The following is a 21,375-nucleotide window of genomic DNA, read 5'->3' as shown; positions in this document are numbered from 1 at the left end:
CTAAGCATCACCGAGATAGATTTTTGATCATATAAATGCTTTTTATATTACACAATAAACATTAAACGAAGCTCTTTAAACCATACATGCGTTTACGACTTATACATTTATACGCTTGCCCCAATATACCCTACAAGGGACTCTAAATACTCACTCGAACTCACTTTAGACAGTTGTTCTTTCGCATATGCCAATCGCTCGTCATATTTGAAGTTTTTCACGATTGGCGCGTTCATGCTGTTGGCCATAAAGCGTTCAAGCATGTGGATTTTATTTTGAACCAACTCAATATCAATTGCTTGTTTGCGTTTCAACCGATTCGCATACCAGTCACTCGCTAAAATGGTTTCTTTTTCAAATTGCTGGCGAATCCATGGATCGTTGATGTCTTTACCTTCAAAATGTCCGTGTACCATGATGTGCAAAAGCGCTTTAAGTGGCGGAATGGCCACGTCGATGCTTCCATCTTCAAAATAATCAAGCGCTGCTTTTTTATGACCATTGGCAATATTCATGATGCCATCGACAAAGTCATCCATGCTTTGGCTTTCAGGTCTTAGTATGGCTTCGTCAAATACCATTTGTGGTTCATCAAAGATTTTTCCCAAATAGCGATAGCAAAAGACCGAGGTCATTCGATAACCCAATCGACTCGCCGGAACGCGTATGCCATGATACTCAAAATCTTCGATTTTCTCAAATGCGCCTTCTTTAATGAGGCGTTTTGGATCGCGTTCGGTTTCGTCAAGACGCGACCAAAGCTCCGGTATCAATATGGAGATATCATGATCCACTCTGACTTGTCTACCTATATGACCAGCAGGCGTGGTAAATACGTGATAATCGCCAAGTACATAGGATAAAAGTGCATTGTTTAGGTCATAAATTGGCAACATCATATTAAACGGCGCCTTTGTCAGTGCCCCTTCTGAGCCAGCACCAGTGGTAGAGGGCGATTTACCCGTTAAACTACTAATAAAGTCCATAAAGAGTTCTGGGAACTCTTGATAATGGAGGGGATTATAAACCGCAAGTGGCGGTACTTTTTTGCCATTTTCAAGGCCAGCAGGATTATTGCGTCTTCCTGCTAATATCGAATTGACTGGCGATAATACAGGCGTCGTCAATGGAATTTTTCGTGCAAATCGAACGCCAATATCGGCAATATAAGATTTTGAAGGATCGATAAAATCCGATCGATGCTCAAGGTATCTTGGATTTTTACTTGGTGCATCTCCTACGATTCTAGGTTCAGAAGAAACAACGCAGTAGCTGTCATCCCCTTTTAAGAAGTCTTCGATGTGTGCTTTTACAGGATCTGTATACTTAACGTACTCTAAAACATCTTCCTGTAGAGCCTGAACATCCGGTTTTGTTAGAGGTTGAAAGTTTGTCACAAATAAGTTTCCACTGGATAAATCCAGTTCAGCTTGACGATCATACCCTTTATGGATGGCATCGTCTGGTCTTTGAAAGAAACGATATTCACAGTTTGTCACAAATTTATAACTGGAATTGTGATACTCTGGACTGAGATAACTGAGTTGTCTCGCCGGAACAAGCAGCGACGCCGTCACGTCATCTTCCATCTGAATTTTTTCACTCGGCATGAAGTCCATGCGGAGTTTAAAGATTCTCCACGCCTTATCTTGACCAAATCCAACTCTTAAATAGCTCGGACGAATCTTTCTTCCGTCATAATTAATTTCATTTCCCGGTTTTCCATCGATGATGTCCACGGTGAAATGTTTTCTCCAATCGTCACCCCATGATGTCTGATAGAATCGTTTTACCATAAATACCAGCGCTTTGACGTGATTTGGAATGGCGTTGAGATACGTGTTAAACACCTCAGAATAGTCAGGTGATGGCGAAAGCAATTTGATCACAGAACCCAAACTTCTTTCGGGTGATAAAATAGGTCTGGATGCTCTGGTGCGGTCTGGATAGTCTTTCCAACGATAGCGATAGTCGTATTTCAAAATGGTTTCTACATAGTCCAAATCCGACTGGAGGTCGTTGACATAGTAGGTTCCATAGATGATGGAGTTGTTGATGGATTTCGAAATTTCCGATTTTCCGCCGCCTGATACGGTACATGGCTTATGGCAAAATGTCCCTTCAGCGTCAGTGCTGATGACTTTCCAAGTCGGTGCTTCAGGATGTTTTTCCATGTGAATTTTTTCGCCATTTGGAAGAATATACGTGTAGGACGGTTTCAATTTAATCGCGTGTGTTTTTTCGTGATACGTCCATCGTATCTGTGTTTGTTTAAGATCCACTTCTACGTTTTCAGGAAGGTACACAATCTGATGATTGTATTTGTCTACACCGTAGTTTTCTGGGTAAAGTGTCATGATATCGCTATAATTTTGTTTAATTTCATCAAATGTGTAACCGATTAAGCGCTTGTCTTCTAGGGCGTTGTAGAGTTCCCCAACATTTCTTTGAGGAAATGCAATGGTACCACCAGCATGTTCTTCTTCGACATTGCCAAATAAGTTAGCAGCATAGCTAATTTGCGTTTTGATTTCTTTTTTTGAATAGCCAAAATAGTTATCGGCGATCAGCGTTACGGTGACTCCGTTCGATCCTCGGCACGTCACTTTAAAGGCTTCACCATCATTATAGAGTTCTTCTTCATGCATATAGCACATGCCGTCACGACGTTGCCTTTCAGTTGCAACTTCATAACTCGGAAGACCTAAGTCGATTTTTTTAAGTTTGCTCAGATGTGGGGCTAATAATAAATACCCTGTATGGCCCGACCAACCGTCTACATCGAGTCCGGAATCATTGCCGTGATAACTTGGATCGCCGGCATTTCCAAAGACAGATTCAAGAAAATCCAGGTTGGAAACGAGGCTTCCCGGTGCAACACAGAGGATTTCCATTGTTTTTTGATTATGAACACCAGGGACTTCTGGAGAGACGATTGGCTTTACATGTAGCGCCACAAATGTCTTTGCTTTCGAAGTCTGCTTCGAAGTAAATGGAAGCTCCATCAGAGACTCAGGTGGATTAAATGCCGCTGCATAAAGCTTCATAAACGTTTCCATAGGGACTGCTTTTTTATCATATGGAATCGGCATACCACCTTCAACGATATGAAATGAGCCTTTTGTGGTTCGTCGATCATTTTTAGGATTGTTGAGAATGCCCTGCTTGATTCGATAGCTATTGATGTATTCGTTGGTAAATGTCGTTCCATCAGGCGGTAGTGAAAGTTCTCTCGCTAGGCCATAGTAATCGAGTGTAAAATACGTGTCGACAACTTTGGGTATTTGTGCGTACCCTTTGAAATAACCTTCAAAAAACTGATTAATTCTCTTGTGAATGCCGATTTCATTGACATCCACCATTCTGGATTTTTCTTTATAGTCTTTAATAATGTCATCAAATAAGTTAATGAAGTATTCGCCCGCTTCATTTTGTCGATTAACTGGATGATAGATGGGGAGTTCTAAAGATGCCAATTTGAAATTGATGTACTTAATTCTATCTTCACTCGTTGTGATAGGATTGATGTCGCCGTATTCAATTCCGAGTTTTTTTCGATTGCTCATAACGCCTCCTCGTTTCACTGTAATGACTGACATTTACCCAAGTTCAGTCGTTCTATTCACTGGACTGAGAAAATGCATATCACACTTAAAAATTTTATTTCATTATAGACAGTTTAACATAGGATGAATGTTTCGTTTATCTTTTTCGTATAGTTTTCTAAAATTTCTGATAATTTTGCGTGGCATAGAATCTGACAAAACAAAAGACTGATCTCGCACGTGTTTTAAAGGACCACACGTAGAAATCAGTCTTTATGACTTTTAAATTTTTATTTAGTTTGCCTTACTTTTAGACGGTTCAATGTTTACCAGAAAAATATACTTAATGTGTTTTTATACTTACTTTAATGGTCGCAATCTCGCTAAAAAGTGTCTTAACACTGCTGGTTCATAATCGAAGTCAAGTCCGGTTAATTGATCTTTGATCGCCATCACTTTAGCAAATCCGTCAACGATTTCATCCATATGACTTTGAGTATACACTCTTCTTGGAATCGTCAAACGCACGAGTTCAAGTGCTGACTCTTCTTGGATGCCCGTTTCAGGATTTCTGCCCAATAAGAATGAGCCAATCTCAACTGCGCGAACGCCTGATTCGAGATAAAGCGCATTACAAAGTGCTTGTGCTGGGAATTGTGCGCCTGGTATATGCGGTAAAATTTTACGTGCATCGACAAATACAGCGTGACCACCCGTTGGATATTGAATTGGAACGCCAATTTCCATTAATTTGTCTCCAAGGTATTTCACTTGGCCAAGGCGGTATTCGAGATAGTTTTCGTCAATCCCTTCATATAAGCCTCTTGCAAGTGCTTCCATGTCTCTTCCAGAAAGTCCACCATACGTTGCAAATCCTTCCATTGGAACACATCTACCTTGTGCCGCTTTAAAGATGTCCTCATTTGACTTAATTGCAATCATACCACCCATGTTGACGATGGCATCTTTTTTCGCGCTCATCGTCAGCATATCTGCATAAGAATACATTTCTCTCGTAATATCGATGATTGAAGCATTTTCATAGCCAGCTTCTCTTTGTTTAATGAACATCGCATTTTCTGCAAAACGCGCTGAGTCCATGACGATGATTTTGTTATACTTATCTGCAAGTGCCTTAAGTGCTTTCATGTTTGCCATTGACACTGGTTGGCCACCCACTGAATTATTCGTCACAGTCATGATGAAAAACGCAACATTGTCCGCGCCCACTTCTTGAATAAAAGCTTCTGCAGCTTCAATATTGAAGTTTCCTTTAAAGTCATAGTAAGTCGTCGTATCCGTTGCTTGTGGCAATAAGAAGTTTCTCGCTTTACCACCAGCAAGCTCCACGTGTCCTTTTGTCGTGTCAAAGTGGTGATTGCTTAATACGTATTGACCTGGTTTTAATAAAATTGGGAATAAGACTTGTTCTGCACCACGGCCTTGATGCGTTGGTACGACATAGTCATATTTGAAAATGTCCTTAACGGCATTGACGATATTGTAGTAGTTACGACTACCTGCATATGACTCGTCTCCGAGCATGATTCCCGCCCATTGATTGTCGCTCATAGCGCCTGTACCACTGTCAGTGAGCAAATCGATATACACGTCATCTGATTTTAATAAAAATGGATTAAAGCCCGCTTCTTCAAGTGCTTTCAATCGTCTTTCTTTTGTGGTTTTCTTTAAAGGTTCCACCATTTTAATTTTAAATGGTTCTGCCGGATGTTTAATTTGAGACATATGACCCTCCGTAATAATTTTTTATTATAGTGAGAATTTTTTATTATATTTTCACTATACACGATTGATTCTCGATTTACAACCGTTTATTACATGGTACAATAGAATAGAAAATGACTGACCCGAGGTGTTTGAATGATAGACTTTGATTTTACAGCATATCAGCATATGGTACAATTTTTAGGTGGTTGCTTAGATACTAGCAGTGAGGTGATTCTGTTTAGTTTGGACGATATCGATCACTCGGTTATCGCCATCCACAATGGAGGCATCAGTGGTCGAAAAATAGGCGATCCACTCTCAAACTTCATTATTTCAAAATTAAAAGACAAAGGCACCGACTTACCACCCTATTATCTCAATCACACGAGTTATGCGAAAGATGGCACAAAACTGCGTTCGAATAGCTATATTATCCTAGATAAAATGGGAAATCCAAGAGGCGTTCTCATGGTAAGCACAGATGTCACCCGTTATCAAAAAGCACTAGAAGTCCTTCAACAACTTGCTTTTATGCCAGATCAAACACCATCAGAATCCGAAACGCTGGACCTCGACATCTTGCAAGCAACGCCAAAAGAGATGATTCTCTCCATCATTACCAAGGTGACTGGGCAAACTTCTATCGAAACCACTCGTCTTACCACAGATGAAAAAATCAGCGTCGTTCGTCAACTCAATCAAGAGAATTTCTTTTTGATGAAAGGTGCGGTAAGTCAAGTTGCCGCTGTTTTAGATACATCCGAAGCGACTATTTATCGTTACCTCAGTAAGATCAATCGCGTGTAAAACACACTTTAGGAGTACATCATGATCATTCAAACCCATACGCCAAATGCAGCATTGCCTGACATCTCGATGACCTGTTATTTGCACGAATATCCTCAAGACGTTATGCGTCCTGCTGCGATTATTGTTCCAAGTCAATATTACCTTCATCACGATGCCGAAAAGGCAGATGACATCGCGATTCAACTACTCGCAAAAGGTTTTCAGGTTTTTATCCTGTTCCACGGCATTGGCACGCCGTTCGCAAGATTTCCCTTTCCGCAAAATCAGTTAACAGATGCCATCAAGTGGGTTCGCGATCAGTCTCAAGGACTTTCTGTCAATCCCTCTAAAATCGTTGTTTTGGGTACTGGCGTCGCAGCTCACTTAGTGCTTTCTCAAACACTTATGGCGCTTGAAAATGGTCAAACCACAGCCAACTACCTCGTTCTGGGCGATCCTATTTTGGATTTATCACCTCCAAAAGAAGTACATTTAGAATCGACGTACGAATGGATGTATGCGTCTATTTTTGGTACGTATGCTCCTACCATTGAACAAATCGACACTTGGTCTCCGGCAAATCACCTTTCAAAACTATCGGAACCGGCTTTATTTCCGTTTGTCTTTGCTTATGAAACGAAAAAATCCACTTTGAGCGCTGACTCTGACTGGAATCCATTTCGTACTTATTTGAAAGCGAACACTCTTCCATACTCTGAATATAGTTATATCGAGCAGCTTGGCACTGATCATCACTATAGTGAGCGCGAAAAAAAATATGCATCGCTTCGAGCGCATGCATATTTCTTAGATGACTTTATTCGATTTTTTGATACAACAAGTTGACTTCCTCTTCTGATAGTGGCTTAGACATCAAATACCCTTGATAAATATCACACCCCATCTGTTTCAGCAGTTCATATTGTTTCAGTGTCTCAACACCTTCTGCAATAATTTTCATATCCATCCGATGAGCCACATCGATAATCAATTTGGTTAGTGTCCTCATCTTCAAATCAGGTTCTAGTGCCCAAACAAAACTCTTGTCGATTTTCAACACTTGAATTGGCATTCTCCCCAGTTGATAAAGCGATGAATACCCAGTGCCAAAGTCATCCATGTGTATTTGAAAACCGAGTTCAATGAGTTTATTGAGATTTTCTAAAACGATATCGATATATTCAGAAATCGTCGTTTCTGTAATTTCAATATGCACTTGACTCACATCTACATGATGTTTCACAAGCTTTTCTGCTAAATACTGCACATAATCATTTTGCAACAGTTCTTTGTAAGATGAATTAATGGCAACCTTTACGTGACGACCATTCTTTTTTTGATTCTCGATAAATGCCACAGTATGATCGATGACATATCGCCCAATGACGTTGATATAATCCAGTGATTCGGCAAGTGGAATAAATTCATTCGGTGATACATACCCGAGCTCGTTGCTCTTCCACCTCAATAGTGCCTCAAATCCAAATATGGATCCTTGATCGATACTTTCAAATTGTGGCTGAAACACAATAGAAAATTCCCCACGCTCAATTGCTTTGAAAAGATGTTGTTCAATGCTGAGGACCCGATCTTTGTTGACTTTTAACGAGTCATCATACCACTGAATCTCCGTAAAATCACCTTTGCTAACAGCGACTTCAAATGCCGTTTCAGCTTCTGATATTGCTGAAGTGCCATCTTTAGAGCCTGTTTTCACCATGGTAGCGCCATATGCCAAATTAACAGGCATTTCAAAGTTCGAAAAAATCCCCACTTGATTTTTTAGTGCAACTTCCATTCGTTTGAGTTTCTCATCTTTACTTTCATAAAAACGTTCAGATGCCATCCAGATGGCAAATCGACCACTATGAAGCACTGAAATATATTTTGCATCATGAAAAATCGCGCTAATTTCTGCACTTAACTGAAACGTCGTTATGTCTGTTAAGTTTTTTCCATAGGCGTTGAGGATTCTATCGTATCCCACAATACCAATGACTAAAAGAACAAAATAATCATCGCTGTTTTCCACTTCTGCAAGTACCGAATTATGCACCATATCATTCAGAAAATCCATGTTATAAAGTCCCAATACAGGATCATGAAAAGCGTAAAATTCAATCCGTTCTTTATTGACCACTTCTTGATGGATATCTGATAGAGAGCCAAATAATGCATGTTCCTCTCGAATACCTAATAATTCAAACCAATTATAAATGCCTTCATTGAGATAAATCATCATGCGGAATTTCAAGTGAAAAATTGACTGTTCTGCTTCCAAAGTGCGATGATTATCAAAATACACTAAGATTGCATCCACATCATCTGGATGAACCCTCGTTAAGAATAAATCCATTGAATAAATCTCTGTTTGGAGACTTTTCAAAAAGTTCGTCACCGAAATTTCTTTTTTATCAAAATCATACTGCCAATACGTTTCATTGCTGGCGATCAGTATTTTTCGGTAATTATTTTTTTCCTCTTCAAGGGCCAAACGATACCGTTCAAGTTCATCATAGTTGTATCTAAGCATTTCTTCAGAAGCGAGCATTTCTTCATAAAGCGCTTGAATTTCTCGATTAGCCTCTTCAAGTTCAGAATTATGCTCAATTAGGGTTTCTTGCGTACCTTTCGTCGATAGCGCCATACGATTATAACCCGTAATCAACTCACCTAACTCGTCTGATCTTCCTTCTGAATCAATGGTTGCATAGATGCCATTTTCTGCAAACTGCATGCCTTCAAGTAGTTTATGAATCGGATACATCAAGTGATCCATAAATATCCGAATCACGATAAATGCCAAAACAATGATGATGACAAATCCTTTGATCATTTCAAACACGACGCTCATTGCATTATTTTGAGTAAAATCAATAAAAGCAGTCGAAGCAATGACCCAATCCCAAGGTTCAAAATACACTGAGTACATCACTTTATTTCCGATTTCATCACGATCAGGATACTGCCATTGATACTGGGTTAAACCACCCCCAACTTTTGCCTTTTCAATTGCTTCACGAATAAATGCCTTTTGCTCTTTACTCTCATCCGTTAATGAATAGGCATCTGTGCCCGAAAGCGTCGGATGCGAAATCATTTGACCTTTCGAATCCATAATCAAATAATAACCTAATTCACCTAAATGATCAGGTTCACTACTATTAACCAACTTGAGTACATTAAGTTTAGCACCTTCTAAAGAAGTCACGCCTTCAATAAAATTTTGATTTTCAACTTCTGCCATTTGATAGATGATATGAACTGAATTTGATAGCAAATCCACTTCTTTTTCTTGGAGGATTTCAGTGGTACGTGCGTAAGTGACAAATCCAAAAATAATCATAGAAAAAACAACTAAGCCCATTGCCCATAGCCACAGTTTGGTAGATAATTTTAAGTTTTTAGGTAATGACATTTGAGTGTTCTTAGGGCGTGTCATGATGTCCTCCTTCAAAAATTTACTTCAGATTAAGAAGGGTTTGCTCGTTCTTTTAGTCACTCTTTTTTTCAATTTTACCATCACTATATTTCGCAAATCTACCTGCATCTTGTTCATTCACTGGATCTGATCGTTTCCAAGGCCAACCACCAAAGTGCGTATGTTTATAATCGCTAAACGCATTGGCGATTTCTTGTTCTGTATTCATAACAAAAGGACCGTGACTTACAACAGTTTCTTGAATCGGCTCTCCTTCTAGAAGCAGTAAATAACTTCTTGATGGTCCATTTTGTATTTCAATCGATTCATTGCCATCGAGTTTAATACGATGCGATTTTGCAATTTTTTCAGATGCAATACCAATTTCTTCGCCTTCATAAAAATATAAATTGCGATTCAATGTAGCGGATACTTTAGGCAATGTCATGGACATATAAGGTGCCATTTCAATTAAAAATATATTGACATGATGCTCTGGATTAAGTGCATATGAATTTGCATTGGGTTCTAGTGCACTTATTCCACCAAATTGACCTGCAATGATGGTAACAGTTCCAACATTGCCCTTTACATCCTCAAAATGGACTTTGGGAATATCTTCACGCCACAACATTCTGTACTCAGGTTTACACATTTTTTTAATCGCTTTTAGATTCAACCAAATTTGAAAAATCTCAAGTGGATTTTCTGATTCCATTGAGACAAGAGGAAACATTTCTGAATGTTGACATCCTGAACCCGTGGTGAGCCACTGAACATCGCCGCTCATATATCGCCCATATGCACCACTCGAATCAAAATGATCGACAACACCTTTGGTTACAATCGTCACTGTTTCAAATCCCCTATGAGGATGCATCGGAAAACCCGGTATTTTTGTACCGTGATACATTCTAAAACCGTCTTTCACAGCAAAATCTTCACCAAGCTCTCGATCTGTTAAAGGAATAACAGGTTCTTGTCTATCATTTCCACGTGGATAGTGATCTTTATGGTGTGCACAAAATAGAAACGGATTTTCCATCTCCCAGTGTAAATCGATTTTTTGTATTCTCAAAATTCGATGTGACATAATATCCTCCTTCAAACAGGTGATTTTAACGTTACCTACTATATACCCAACTCATTATTCTTAAATCAAAGCTCACTTTGATTTTGCATACTAACAATGATATAATCTATTTGTGAATTCAATCACATTATTTGGAGGACACTATGACATCATCTGAACTGAAATTCAAGCAAATCTGTACAGACAAAAAACTCCTCAGCATAAAAGAAATTGAGGCTGTTCTATCAAAACCTCATCGCTATATTAATTTCATTCAGCGTGTCAACAACACGAGATTAGTAGCTGATATCTATCGTACAGACAAAATTTTCTCCTTAAAATCAACGGATATTATCATCCCTTACTTAGAAGATTCCACTTTGACTGCCTCGGATTTAGAACAGTTTTTATCATTAGAGGGCCTTGATGATCACAGGCATCCTGATGAACTTATATTTGGTGGCATTCCTCAAGATCAAGCGCTTTCCATCCTCAATCTACCTGCATATGAACTGGTTTGGCAAGAACCTTGTCATTTATATATATATGATGGCCCGCCTTATGCGGTGGACGCCAATGAGCCTTTTCAATCATTAACCATTGACACTTTAAAACTTTCAGATGTTGACACGGTATTTCATTATTATACGTTTCCTGATGATGGACCCAATTATATTCGCGATATCATCGAAAACGAATTGACTTTTTGCTTACGAGATAGTGATGTTCCTGTTTCTTGGGTCGTTCAAAGAGAAGATGGCTCCATGGGCATTATGTACACACTTGAAGCTTATAGGAGACGTGGACTAGGGCATCATCTGACAAAATTTCTCGTCAATGCAATTTTAGCAAAAGGTGAAACGCCATATTTACACATTCACCTCCATAATCAAGCGTCGGTGAAATTGGCTGAATCATTGGGCTTTAAAAAAGTAGATGTCATCAACTGGTTTGGTATAAAGAAAAAATAATCGCAAAAAAATAAAAGCAGGAGAAGTACTTGAAGTACTTTCTCTTGCTTTTTTATTGAAACATCATTTTCCAGCTGTAATAACCTGTTTCGGCATTTTTTTCATACTTTAAAGTCGCTGAAAACTTGACGCCTTTCTTATTGACGAATTGATTACTTGAAACTGCGCCGTTTTTTAATAACCTTTGCACCGTTCCTCGGCTAGGTTTTACTTGTAAACTCGCCAAAAATTTGTCGTTTTTCCACACGACAAATTTACAACCACCTTTCCAGTTGGTGCAGCCAAATCCCTTTTCGGTTTCGACGACATCGGAACCACAATCTGGACACTTTCCAAGTGAACCTTCGTGCACTGGTGTGTGAACTTCAGAACCAATGACGTGAAATGCATCTTTCTTGATTTTATCCACTGCATCACAAGTAAATTGTGTAATCGTTTCCATAAAACTCTGTTTTGCAACTTCGCCTTTGCTGATATCCGACAATGTTTTTTCAAGTCGACCCGTATACTCTAAGTCAAAAAGCGTCTTAACTGGAAAATTCTCAACGAGACTACGTCCCATCTCCGTGCAATACAGCGATTTCCCTTTTACGGCGATATATCCCACGCGTTTAAGTTTCGTTATCGTCTCAGCTCGAGTTGCCGGTGTTCCAATGCTAAAACCACTGAGAATCGCCTGTACCAAAGCCTCTTCTTCCTCAGACACAACTGCATCGACATCAATACCTAGGGTATCAACCGACTCCTCTTGCTCACTATCCGACTCTTCATCATCTTCTTCTGATGCATCCGTTTCAACTAAAGGACCTGTAGCCTCTTTTTTAGGGGATTTCAGTTTTTTCCCGCAAGTTTCCATGACGCGCAACAACGTTTTTTCAGTATGATGCTTAGGAGGTTGCGTCCCCTTTGTATCGATTTTATATTTTAACAGTCGAACGTCCTCCAAGATTTCAAGCATCGGCAACGTCTTTTCTTTAGACTGTATTTTTTCAACTTTTCTCCATCCTTCGACGAGCTGTGTCCGTCCTTTTGAGATAAATGCCCCTTGAAATTCACATTTAGGCATCGTCGTCACCGTTACTTCTTCATGTTCAGCAATCGGCATAAACTGCATCACAAAACGATTTTTCACTGCATCATAAACGGCTTTCTCATCTGCAGATAATCCTTTCGCCACCATATAGGTTGGAATAATCGCACTATGACTTTCAACTTTCGCATTATCAAATACACGCTTTTGCGTATGAAACTGAATTTCTGGTTCGTATGGCAATCCTTTTTTATGGACCATCAAAACCTTCTGAGCCTTGTCAATCAACGTTTCTTCAAGTGCCAAACTCGCCGTTCTCGGATACGTGATGAGTTTCTTTTCATAGAGTTCTTGAGCAACTTTTAGAACCTTATCTGACGTCCACCCCTTGTACTTACTCGTAATATAGCCTTGTAATCCCGATAAGTTGAATAAACTTGGTGGGTACTCCTTCTTGAGTTCAACCACTTTATCTGATATATGAAAAGACTGACCATTTAAAGCGTGTTTAATGGCCTCTAATGTTTCCTTTGATTCAAACCGATCCTTGCCTTCTTCAAAATAAGTCGCTTCATAAGACTCACCCCGAGATGTTTCAAATGTCGCCATCAGTTTATGAAACTCTTCTTTTATAAAATGCTCTATCTCCATATCGCGATCATAGATGATTTTAAGCGTAGGCAACAGTACACGACCTATATTCAGTGGTTTTGTAGATCCTCTTTGATATTTCAGTGAAGCAACCGATGTTAAGTTGATACCGATGATCCAGTCTGCCCATTGACGACTGATTCCGGCATCCTTTAAAGGCATCATTTCCTGATTATCCACGAGCTTCTTTAGACCATTTTTTACTTCATCAGAAGTCCATTCGTTCAAAAGCAATCGATAGATCGGCTTGTTCACTTCGAGATAATCCAATATGATATCGCCGATAATTTGACCTTCTCGGTCATAATCGCATGCGTGTATGACGCCATCTACCTCTTGTCGATTGATTAATGCACGAATTGTCTCGATTTGTTTTAAAGCCCCTTCATCGACAACTTTTCGATTACTGGAATCCAGCTTGACTTTATATTTAAATTGTTCAGGAATAAAAGGAAAATTTTCCAAACGCCAACTGGACATTTTATCATCGTAATCTTTCGAGTCAAATAACTCCAACAGATGACCAAATGCCCAAGTGACAATATAGTGTTCTCCCTCTAAATATCCATCTCGTCTTTGTTTTGCTTCAATTGCTTCTGCGATATTTCTTGCAACAGAAGGTTTTTCTGCAATGATTACTTTTGCCATATGGTTATTCACTCTTTCTGATTTTTATGCGTCCTGTCTATAAAGTCTTCAGGACGTTCATAAGGCTGTCTTTCAATGGTCATTTCAATGATGTCTTCAAGTTCTTTCACAAAAACTTCATCTTTTGACGTCATGAGTGAAATTGCCATCCCTTCTTTTCCCATTCTGCCCGTGCGACCAATTCTGTGAACATAGCCTTCAATCGTTTCAGGTAAATCAAAATTGTAAATATGACTAACACCTGAAATATCGAGTCCCCTTGCTGCGACGTCCGTCGTCACAAGATATTGAAATTTGCCCTCTCGAAATGCTTTCATCACGCGTTGTCTCACATTTTGAGAAAGCTCGCCGTGTAATTTTTCACAGCTATAGCCTCTCGAACCCAGTTCAAGTTCAAGTTTATCCACTCGGCGAATCGTTCTACAAAAAATAACCCCTAAAAACGGATTCGTATGCTCAAGGGTATGAATAAGCGCTTCAGTTTTCCAGCGATCCGTGGTCACAATCAATCGCTGCCGAATATGTTCTAGAATCACTGTTTCTGCATCCGCTTCACAGACTTCAGGCGCATTCATATAACGATAAGCGAGTTTTTTTACCGTTTTTTCCATAGTAGCCGAGAAGCAAAGGAGTTGTTGATCTTTACAAGAATTTTGTAAAATAAACTCCACTTCATTTCTAAAGCCAAGGTGCAACATTTGATCCGCTTCATCGAGGACCAACACTTTTAGCTTATTTAAACCAATTACCCCTTGCTTCATCAAATCAATTAATCGACCAGGAGTTGCAATGACGATATCGATTCCCTTTTGGATTTTCTTGATTTGTTGGTGGGTATCAACACCGCCATAAATAGCTAAAATTCCGAATTCTGGCGCATCTATTGTGAGTAGTTTTTTAAGTTCATCATGAATCTGAAGCGCGAGTTCACGCGTTGGAGATAAAATCAACATCTGAACAGCATCTCCTTTTTGAGGCGTTCTTTCTTCAAGTCGACTCAAACTCGGTAGTAAATACGCCAATGTCTTTCCAGTGCCCGTAGGTGCTTTAGCGATAATGTCTTTTCCCGTCATAATCAAGGGGATGACGGATCTTTGGATATCGGTTGGTTCTTTGATATGTTGCCTTTGAATTCCGTTTAGAACCCATTCTTTTAACGCCATTTCACTAAATAATCTCATATTTTCCTCATTGTTTTTCTTCTTTTAAATAGATCCATCCATACATCACTGAAATAAAACCTGCGCCACCCACTAAATTTCCAAGGGCAACTGGAATTGCATTTTTAAAAATAACCAATGACCAATCCAAACTTGCACCCGCTGCTGCACCCATTGGAATAAAAAACATATTGGCTACGACGTGCTCATACCCCGAAAGGACAAACAACATCACTGGGAACCAAAGTGCAAAGATCTTCCCGATGACATCATCACTGGCTACTTGAATATACACTGCAATTGCCACGAGAATATTACAAAGGATTCCTCTCATAAAGGCCTCGACAAATGTTAGTTGCGTTTTAGCCTGTGCGACTTCCATCGCTTTTTCTGCAAGTGTTCCAGTATAGACATCTGCATAATGTAAAATAAACACCAATACCAACGCACCCACTAAATTTCCCATAAAAACAATCATCAAATTTTTTACAAACTGTAAAATAGATGCACGTCGATTAAAACACGCTCCTGCAATCAAAGTATTTCCGGTATATAAATCCCCTCCTGCAAACACAACCAACATAATCCCAACTGGGAATACTGCTGCGCCGAGAAGTTTAGCTAATCCAACATCAATATGACCAATGGTCTGTGTCACCACTAGATAACCGTGCCCTCCTAAACCAATAAAAAGGCCTCCCATTGCGGCCAATAAAAATACTTTTAACCAAGATGTTTTAACTTTTTTAACCCCAATTTCAACCCATGACTGTGCAACTTCTTTTGGTGACAAAACGCTCATATCATACACCTCTAAATTCTAATCATTATAAGGCTCATTATAATTCATTTAGAGTCTTTTTTCAATCAATCGAGGACGAATCCAACCTTCTCTCCTAATTGAACTCAATTTCATCGTATCTTTTATACAAATTAAAATGGAGCAGTTATAAATACCGCTCCGGAATAAGACTTAAAATGGTTTTTATTTGCTCCATATAGTCAGCCGTCACATCGTCGATGAATGTAACCGATTTCATATGAGCATCAAAATCAATAAACACCTCATAAAGTTCTGTCATTTGATAGCTTCCCGTCAAGCCCTTGGCACTATGCACCATGAGTTTTAACGTGTCATAATCGCCAGTATCATATGCCGCTTCCATGGCATTGATACGCTCGAGTATGGATTTGAGCACGAGTAACAACAAATCGCTCATTTCAATATCTCGCATCTGCCATTTTCTCACCATATCCTGTTCAAGTAATTGATCTTCCGCGTGATATTCAAGCGGAAAAAGAGTATCACCATAGGTCGTATTGCTCTCAGTATTGATGATATTCACAAGCAAGTTAGGTGCCACATATGTAACAGTGACCTGAACAGTTCCATTGATGGATTCTTCAAAGGCTTGATGAATCCTTCGAATTAATATCGGCTTTAAATCACTTTCACTTGCTCTCACAATGTTGACTTCAGGCGTTAAATACTGAGTGACATACCTGAGTTTTTTTTGATCTGCAATTCCTTGAAAATACTCATTTAAATCTAGCAATAGTTGATGGATTGAAAACATACATTACTCCTCTTTCAAAAGTTCAATGAGCAAAGGAATCAGTTCTGATTTTACGTCTATAGGTTTTTTTAGCACCCCATCTAACTCTAGTTCAGTCTTCATCAAACTCATATCTTCATGTGTGTGGGCAGATACAACGACTCGTTTGATACGTGGATATATGACCTTTAGCCATCTTAATAAATCGTATCCATTTTCACCAATCATGTGCAAATCCGTTACGACAATTCTCGTATCCGGGTGACTTTCAATAAAAGCTCGCGCTTCTGGAACACTTGAACACGTGGCAAAATCAAGTCCACTTCCCGTTAATTTACGTACGACAAGGTCCAACGCAAATATTTCATCATCAACAATTAGTATCATACACTGCTCCTTCAATTTCATGTTTAGTCAATCAATCAACGTCTATGTATCGAAAACACGTCTTATGTTTCAATATTACCCGATTCAAAATATGATAATCACATAATTCTTTTGAATATTTCATGGTATAATAAAATCGACTAAAAATGGGAGGTATTTCAAATGAAAACCAATATCGATAAACTCGTCAAACAATCTGTCCAAGGGGCTATTCGACACCCTCAATTCACTGGCTTTCGCGTAGATAACGAAGGAAATTCATATGTGATTCCAGCAACAGGTGGTATTACTTATAATGTAAAAATAGGTGACCCTGCATTTGGATGGGCGGGTGATCATGTTGAGCCTGGTGTTTCTCTATTTCACACAGATGCAGGTTCGTCAAATGCTCTGAATATTTTTAGCTGCATTGGCAATACAGCAAAAGTTACGACAGGTGAAGCAAAGGGAAAAACAGGTTATGTAACTGGGACTCATGGCGGCGTAGAGCACGTTCTTGTCTATTTTGATCAAGAAACACTCGAACAATTGTCACTCGATGATAAAATAATGATTCACTGTCATGGACAAGGGCTTGAATTACTCGATTATCCAGAAATTAAAGTGATGAGCATTGACCCACATATGTTTTCAAACATGGGCATCGTTGAAAAAAATGGGAAGCTTCAAGTTCCTGTTGTAAAACGCATTCCTCAGAGATTTATGGGATCTGGTGTAGGTGCCCCTTATAGTCAAAAAGGCGATTATGATATTATCACCTCCGATACTCAAGCCATACAAGAGCTTGGATTAGACACTCTGAAGTTTGGCGATCTCGTATTACTTGAAGACAGTGACTGCACGTTTGGCCTTGGAGCCATGAAAAAAGACGCGGTATCCATCGGCGTCATCATCCACTCTGATTGTATCAAATCTGGGCATGGACCTGGTGTGACCATTATTATGACGTGTAAAAAGCCTCTTATCGAAGGGGTCATCGATCCTCATGCGAATATCCAAAATTATCGCTAATTCGGATGATTGTTAATTATTTAACTTATAATTTCATTTCAACAAGCTGTTAAATATTTAAACAACGTAATAATTATTACGAATGTGTTATAATTTATTAGCTGTACTTATTTCAGAACATGCGGTTTTTTCAAATCAAGTTCACATTGTAACATTACCTTAATATTTGGCACTCTTTGAGACTTTTTTATCTTATTTTTTCAAAGGGTGCCAAATTGTTTTTTGCCATAGTTTGTGATAATATTAACACATAGAGTTTAGGAGGTTCACTTATGGAAATTAAAGTATGCATCGGCAGCGCTTGTCATTTAAAAGGATCGTATGAGGTGATTAAAAAGTGTCAGTCGTATATTGATCATCATGAGTTGTCGCAACTTATTGAGTTAAAATCAGCATTTTGTTTGGGAAAATGCTCTGAAGCGGTCTCTGTTCAAGTCGATAATCTAGAGATTTATTCACTGTCTCCTGATACAGTCGATGATTTTATGGAAAAAATGCATAAGAAGGTCAGCCTATGAAATTTATCGATTTTGACCAAAACAAGTGCGACGAGTGCTTCAAATGTCTACGCATTTGCCCAACTAAAGCCATCGCTTTCACAAATCATAGCCGTCATATTATCGACGAACTCTGTATTAAATGTGGTTTATGCCAAATGCATTGCCCACCTGGCGCACTGAAAATCCATTTAGACCTAAATACTGTTCAGCGCGCACTAGCAGATAAAAAAATCGTTGCAGCATCTATTGCACCATCATTTGCAGGTGCATTTAAACTTAAATCCTCTGGTCAAATGGTCACTGCCTTGAAAAAACTCGGTTTTTCCATTGTTGAAGAAACGGCTAGAGGCGCTGAAATTGTTTCTTTAGAATACGAAAAACTCATCGCAAGTACAACGCGTGAAAATATCATTACAAGCTGTTGTCCGTCGAGCAATTATCTCATCGAACACAACTACAAAGGCGCGCTTGATTGCGTCATTCCCGTTGTCTCCCCCATGTTAGCACATGGTTATGATTTAAAAGAGCGCTATGGCTCAGATGTCGTCACAGTTTTTATTGGACCTTGTCTTGCAAAAAAAGCGGAAGCATTAGAGATGAAAAATAGTATCGATGCCGTCATTACATTTAATGAACTTTCCAAGTGGTTCAATGAGTCGAAAATCGATCCCTCAACACTGATAGAGGATCATTTCGATACGCCCGTCACAAAACGTGGACGTGCTTACCCACTAGGTGGCAGTCTATGGCGTAGCGACCTAAAGACGCGAATCAATCCAAACTATCGTTATGTTCACATAGATGGTATCGATGCCTGTACCACTTTTTTACAAGCAGTGGAAGCAGGTGAAATCAAAGGATATTGTGCAGAACTCAACATATGTTCAGGTAGTTGCTTAAATGGTCCAGACATGCCCTGCAATGCACCCAATTTATATAAACGCATGTCGATGGTAACAGAACATATGGAAAAAGGTGTTTCTTATTCAGATGAAGCCGATTTAGTCCCATGTACGGTTCCAGAAGTGACGTTGCTGAGAACATTTATCCCAAAAGCCTCCAGTTTTCCAGTAATCAATGATGATCAAATCTCAGAAATACTCATACAAATGGAAAAATATTCTGAGAGTGATCAATTGAATTGCGGTGCATGCGGTTATAGCACCTGTTATGATAAAGCAGTTGCCATTTCTCGTGGCCTTTCAGATATTAATATGTGCATGGATACTTTGCGGAAAAAAGCTGAAAGTTTACAAAGCATCATCTTTGAGCATAGTCCAAATGCGATTTGTATCTTAGACAATGAATTTCGAATTAGAGAAGTTAATCCGTCATTCAATAGAATTCTCAACGCCTCAAAAATTAAACTGACCTACTGGCCAATTGCCGCTTTAATAGAAGATACGATCTTTGATGAAATTAAGAGTTCAGAGCAAGAACATTTAAGTAAAAAACTCTATTTAACGTCACTTGAAAAGACGTTTTACGCGAATTTAGTCAAAATCAATAACGGAAAAATCTATGTGGGCATTTTTACCGATATTACAGATTATGAAAATAGCCGAGAGGAATTTGAACGCGTGAAGGCAGAAACTTTAGTGACTTGTCAACACGTCATCGACAAACAAATGCGGATTGCGCAAGAAATTGCCAGTTTATTGGGAGAAACCACTGCTGAAACAAAAGTAGGTCTCAACAAACTGAAAAAACTCGTGCTCACAAATGGAGGCGATTAAAGTGAATACAACTCATTATATGGATGTATCAACTTATTCGCTCAACAAATTTGGAGAAGAACTCTGTGGCGATAAAGTTGAAATTTTTAAAACAGATAAAAGGACCATCGTGGTGCTTGCGGATGGTTTAGGCAGTGGCGTAAAAGCTAATATTTTGGCCACTCTCACCACGAAAATCATGATAACCATGCTTGAAAACGGCTCTGATATCATCGAAACCATTGATACCATCACCAACACGCTTCCTATTTGCAACGTCCGAAAGATCGGTTATTCCACCTTTTCAATTATTGACATCGATGAACACCTCAACGCACGTATTATTGAATATGACAATCCCCCAGCTTTTATCATTCGCCATAATCAATTGATTTACCCGGAGAAAAAGCAGCTCTATTCGTCAGATAAGACGGTGTGGATTACTGAGATGAAACTTCATCTCGACGATCAAATCATCTTGTGCTCAGATGGCGTCATCCATGCAGGTGTTGGCGTTATGCTCAATCACGGTTGGGAATGGCAACATGTTGGCGCATTCTTAGAAGAACAGACCATTGTATCTGCCGACAAGCTCAATCGAAGACTCATTGAAACTTGTAACAAACTTTACGACGGTCGTCCCGGAGACGACGCGACCGTTGTCGCTTTGAAAATTAGAACACCTGAGATGACGCAAGTATTCACTGGGCCTCCCGATCAACCAACAAAAGACGCAAAAGTCATCAAATCTTTTATGGCTCAAAAAGGTTCAAAAGTCGTTTGTGGCGGAACTGCTGCCAATATTATCGCACGTGAACTCCACGAAGAAGTTGTGACAGATCTTGAGTATATTGATCCTTTTATTCCACCCACTGCAAAAATCAAGGGCATAGATCTCGTAACTGAAGGGGTCTTAACTCTAAAGATGGCGCTCAATCACTTACAAAAATTGAATGCGTGTTGTGAGGAACCCGTCTTCAACAAAAAAGATGGTGTCACAAAGCTCTTAAAAGCATTTTTAGACGAAGCCACTCATATTAATTTTTGGGTGGGTAGAGCCGTCAATCCCGCTCACCAAAATCCTGATTTTCCAATGGATTTGAGTATCAAAATCAACATTATTAGAGACATTCAAAAAGAACTCACTAAGCTCGGAAAATACGTGCAGATTATCTACACAGACTAATGGTG

16 protein-coding genes are annotated in these 21,375 nt (G+C 39.2%); 7 read left to right on the top strand and 9 right to left on the bottom strand.

The window, feature by feature from the left end:
• Positions 1 to 107: 107 nt before the first annotated feature.
• Positions 108 to 3,566, bottom strand: coding sequence for a hypothetical protein (locus ACZ41W_RS14575; protein WP_464312722.1), 3,459 nt, complete (start codon positions 3,564 to 3,566; stop codon positions 108 to 110).
• Positions 3,567 to 3,905: 339 nt separating this feature from the next.
• Positions 3,906 to 5,282 (bottom strand): tryptophanase, encoded by a 1,377-nt coding sequence (locus ACZ41W_RS14570; RefSeq protein WP_464314293.1) that lies wholly within the window; start codon positions 5,280 to 5,282, stop codon positions 3,906 to 3,908.
• A gap of 144 nt (positions 5,283 to 5,426) precedes the next feature.
• Between ACZ41W_RS14570 and ACZ41W_RS14565 the strand changes: the two genes are divergently transcribed.
• Together ACZ41W_RS14565 and ACZ41W_RS14560 are read left to right on the top strand one after the other, a co-directional pair.
• A complete protein-coding gene (locus tag ACZ41W_RS14565; RefSeq protein WP_464312721.1) occupies positions 5,427 to 6,080 on the top strand; it encodes a helix-turn-helix transcriptional regulator in 654 nt (217 codons plus the stop codon).
• A 21-nt stretch (positions 6,081 to 6,101) separates the two neighbouring features.
• Positions 6,102 to 6,908 carry an alpha/beta hydrolase gene (locus ACZ41W_RS14560; RefSeq protein ID WP_464312720.1) on the top strand — a complete coding sequence of 269 codons (807 nt, stop codon included), beginning with the start codon at positions 6,102 to 6,104 and terminating at the stop codon, positions 6,906 to 6,908.
• Here the strand turns inward: ACZ41W_RS14560 and ACZ41W_RS14555 are convergent.
• Both ACZ41W_RS14555 and ACZ41W_RS14550 read right to left on the bottom strand, forming a co-directional pair.
• Positions 6,880 to 9,504 carry an EAL domain-containing protein gene (locus ACZ41W_RS14555; RefSeq protein ID WP_464312719.1) on the bottom strand — a complete coding sequence of 875 codons (2,625 nt, stop codon included), beginning with the start codon at positions 9,502 to 9,504 and terminating at the stop codon, positions 6,880 to 6,882. The genes ACZ41W_RS14560 and ACZ41W_RS14555 overlap by 29 nt on opposite strands.
• A gap of 52 nt (positions 9,505 to 9,556) precedes the next feature.
• Positions 9,557 to 10,576 (bottom strand): pirin family protein, encoded by a 1,020-nt coding sequence (locus tag ACZ41W_RS14550; RefSeq protein WP_464312718.1) that lies wholly within the window; start codon positions 10,574 to 10,576, stop codon positions 9,557 to 9,559.
• A gap of 143 nt (positions 10,577 to 10,719) precedes the next feature.
• Here ACZ41W_RS14550 and ACZ41W_RS14545 point away from each other — a divergent pair, with 143 nt between their 5' ends.
• A complete protein-coding gene (locus tag ACZ41W_RS14545; RefSeq protein WP_464312717.1) occupies positions 10,720 to 11,526 on the top strand; it encodes a GNAT family N-acetyltransferase in 807 nt (268 codons plus the stop codon).
• A gap of 52 nt (positions 11,527 to 11,578) precedes the next feature.
• On the opposite strand, the gene ACZ41W_RS14540 is transcribed toward ACZ41W_RS14545, so the two are convergent.
• The 5 genes from ACZ41W_RS14540 to ACZ41W_RS14520 all read right to left on the bottom strand — a co-directional run bounded on the left by ACZ41W_RS14540 (position 11,579) and on the right by ACZ41W_RS14520 (position 16,958).
• Positions 11,579 to 13,855, bottom strand: coding sequence for a DNA topoisomerase (locus ACZ41W_RS14540; RefSeq protein WP_464312716.1), 2,277 nt, complete (start codon positions 13,853 to 13,855; stop codon positions 11,579 to 11,581).
• Positions 13,856 to 13,863: 8 nt separating this feature from the next.
• Positions 13,864 to 15,036, bottom strand: coding sequence for a DEAD/DEAH box helicase (locus tag ACZ41W_RS14535; protein ID WP_464312715.1), 1,173 nt, complete (start codon positions 15,034 to 15,036; stop codon positions 13,864 to 13,866).
• A 7-nt stretch (positions 15,037 to 15,043) separates the two neighbouring features.
• Positions 15,044 to 15,817, bottom strand: coding sequence for a formate/nitrite transporter family protein (locus ACZ41W_RS14530; RefSeq protein WP_464312714.1), 774 nt, complete (start codon positions 15,815 to 15,817; stop codon positions 15,044 to 15,046).
• A gap of 145 nt (positions 15,818 to 15,962) precedes the next feature.
• The gene (locus ACZ41W_RS14525; RefSeq protein WP_464312713.1) at positions 15,963 to 16,592 is read right to left on the bottom strand and encodes a hypothetical protein; all 630 of its coding nucleotides are present in this window, start codon (positions 16,590 to 16,592) and stop codon (positions 15,963 to 15,965) included.
• A gap of 3 nt (positions 16,593 to 16,595) precedes the next feature.
• Positions 16,596 to 16,958, bottom strand: a complete 363-nt coding sequence (locus ACZ41W_RS14520) for a response regulator (protein ID WP_464312712.1) — start codon at positions 16,956 to 16,958, stop codon at positions 16,596 to 16,598.
• Between the two features lie 162 nt (positions 16,959 to 17,120).
• Between ACZ41W_RS14520 and ACZ41W_RS14515 the strand changes: the two genes are divergently transcribed.
• From ACZ41W_RS14515 to ACZ41W_RS14500, 4 genes are all read left to right on the top strand, one after another.
• Positions 17,121 to 17,969, top strand: coding sequence for a DUF4438 domain-containing protein (locus ACZ41W_RS14515; RefSeq protein WP_464312711.1), 849 nt, complete (start codon positions 17,121 to 17,123; stop codon positions 17,967 to 17,969).
• A 272-nt stretch (positions 17,970 to 18,241) separates the two neighbouring features.
• Positions 18,242 to 18,487, top strand: a complete 246-nt coding sequence (locus ACZ41W_RS14510; RefSeq protein WP_464312710.1) for an NAD(P)H-dependent oxidoreductase subunit E — start codon at positions 18,242 to 18,244, stop codon at positions 18,485 to 18,487.
• Positions 18,484 to 20,205 carry a [Fe-Fe] hydrogenase large subunit C-terminal domain-containing protein gene (locus ACZ41W_RS14505; protein ID WP_464312709.1) on the top strand — a complete coding sequence of 574 codons (1,722 nt, stop codon included), beginning with the start codon at positions 18,484 to 18,486 and terminating at the stop codon, positions 20,203 to 20,205. Before ACZ41W_RS14510 ends, ACZ41W_RS14505 begins: the two co-directional genes overlap by 4 nt.
• A 1-nt stretch (position 20,206) precedes the next feature.
• Positions 20,207 to 21,370: a SpoIIE family protein phosphatase gene (locus tag ACZ41W_RS14500; RefSeq protein WP_464312708.1), complete on the top strand. Its 1,164-nt coding sequence runs from the start codon at positions 20,207 to 20,209 to the stop codon at positions 21,368 to 21,370.
• Positions 21,371 to 21,375: the final 5 nt, after the last annotated feature.

This window comes from Fusibacter fontis (assembly GCF_055378735.1).
Note: the sequence above shows the minus strand (reverse complement) of the source record. Positions and strands in the feature narration are given on the sequence as shown.

Coding starts and splice junctions, on each gene's coding strand:
- ACZ41W_RS14510 (WP_464312710.1), top strand. CDS start 18,242: ATGGAAATTAAAGTATGCATCGGCAGCGCTTGTCATTTAAAAGGATCG.
- ACZ41W_RS14565 (WP_464312721.1), top strand. CDS start 5,427: ATGATAGACTTTGATTTTACAGCATATCAGCATATGGTACAATTTTTA.
- ACZ41W_RS14525 (WP_464312713.1), bottom strand. CDS start 16,592: ATGTTTTCAATCCATCAACTATTGCTAGATTTAAATGAGTATTTTCAA.
- ACZ41W_RS14530 (WP_464312714.1), bottom strand. CDS start 15,817: ATGAGCGTTTTGTCACCAAAAGAAGTTGCACAGTCATGGGTTGAAATT.
- ACZ41W_RS14545 (WP_464312717.1), top strand. CDS start 10,720: ATGACATCATCTGAACTGAAATTCAAGCAAATCTGTACAGACAAAAAA.
- ACZ41W_RS14540 (WP_464312716.1), bottom strand. CDS start 13,855: ATGGCAAAAGTAATCATTGCAGAAAAACCTTCTGTTGCAAGAAATATC.
- ACZ41W_RS14560 (WP_464312720.1), top strand. CDS start 6,102: ATGATCATTCAAACCCATACGCCAAATGCAGCATTGCCTGACATCTCG.
- ACZ41W_RS14575 (WP_464312722.1), bottom strand. CDS start 3,566: ATGAGCAATCGAAAAAAACTCGGAATTGAATACGGCGACATCAATCCT.
- ACZ41W_RS14520 (WP_464312712.1), bottom strand. CDS start 16,958: ATGATACTAATTGTTGATGATGAAATATTTGCGTTGGACCTTGTCGTA.
- ACZ41W_RS14505 (WP_464312709.1), top strand. CDS start 18,484: ATGAAATTTATCGATTTTGACCAAAACAAGTGCGACGAGTGCTTCAAA.
- ACZ41W_RS14555 (WP_464312719.1), bottom strand. CDS start 9,504: ATGACACGCCCTAAGAACACTCAAATGTCATTACCTAAAAACTTAAAA.
- ACZ41W_RS14550 (WP_464312718.1), bottom strand. CDS start 10,576: ATGTCACATCGAATTTTGAGAATACAAAAAATCGATTTACACTGGGAG.
- ACZ41W_RS14515 (WP_464312711.1), top strand. CDS start 17,121: ATGAAAACCAATATCGATAAACTCGTCAAACAATCTGTCCAAGGGGCT.
- ACZ41W_RS14535 (WP_464312715.1), bottom strand. CDS start 15,036: ATGAGATTATTTAGTGAAATGGCGTTAAAAGAATGGGTTCTAAACGGA.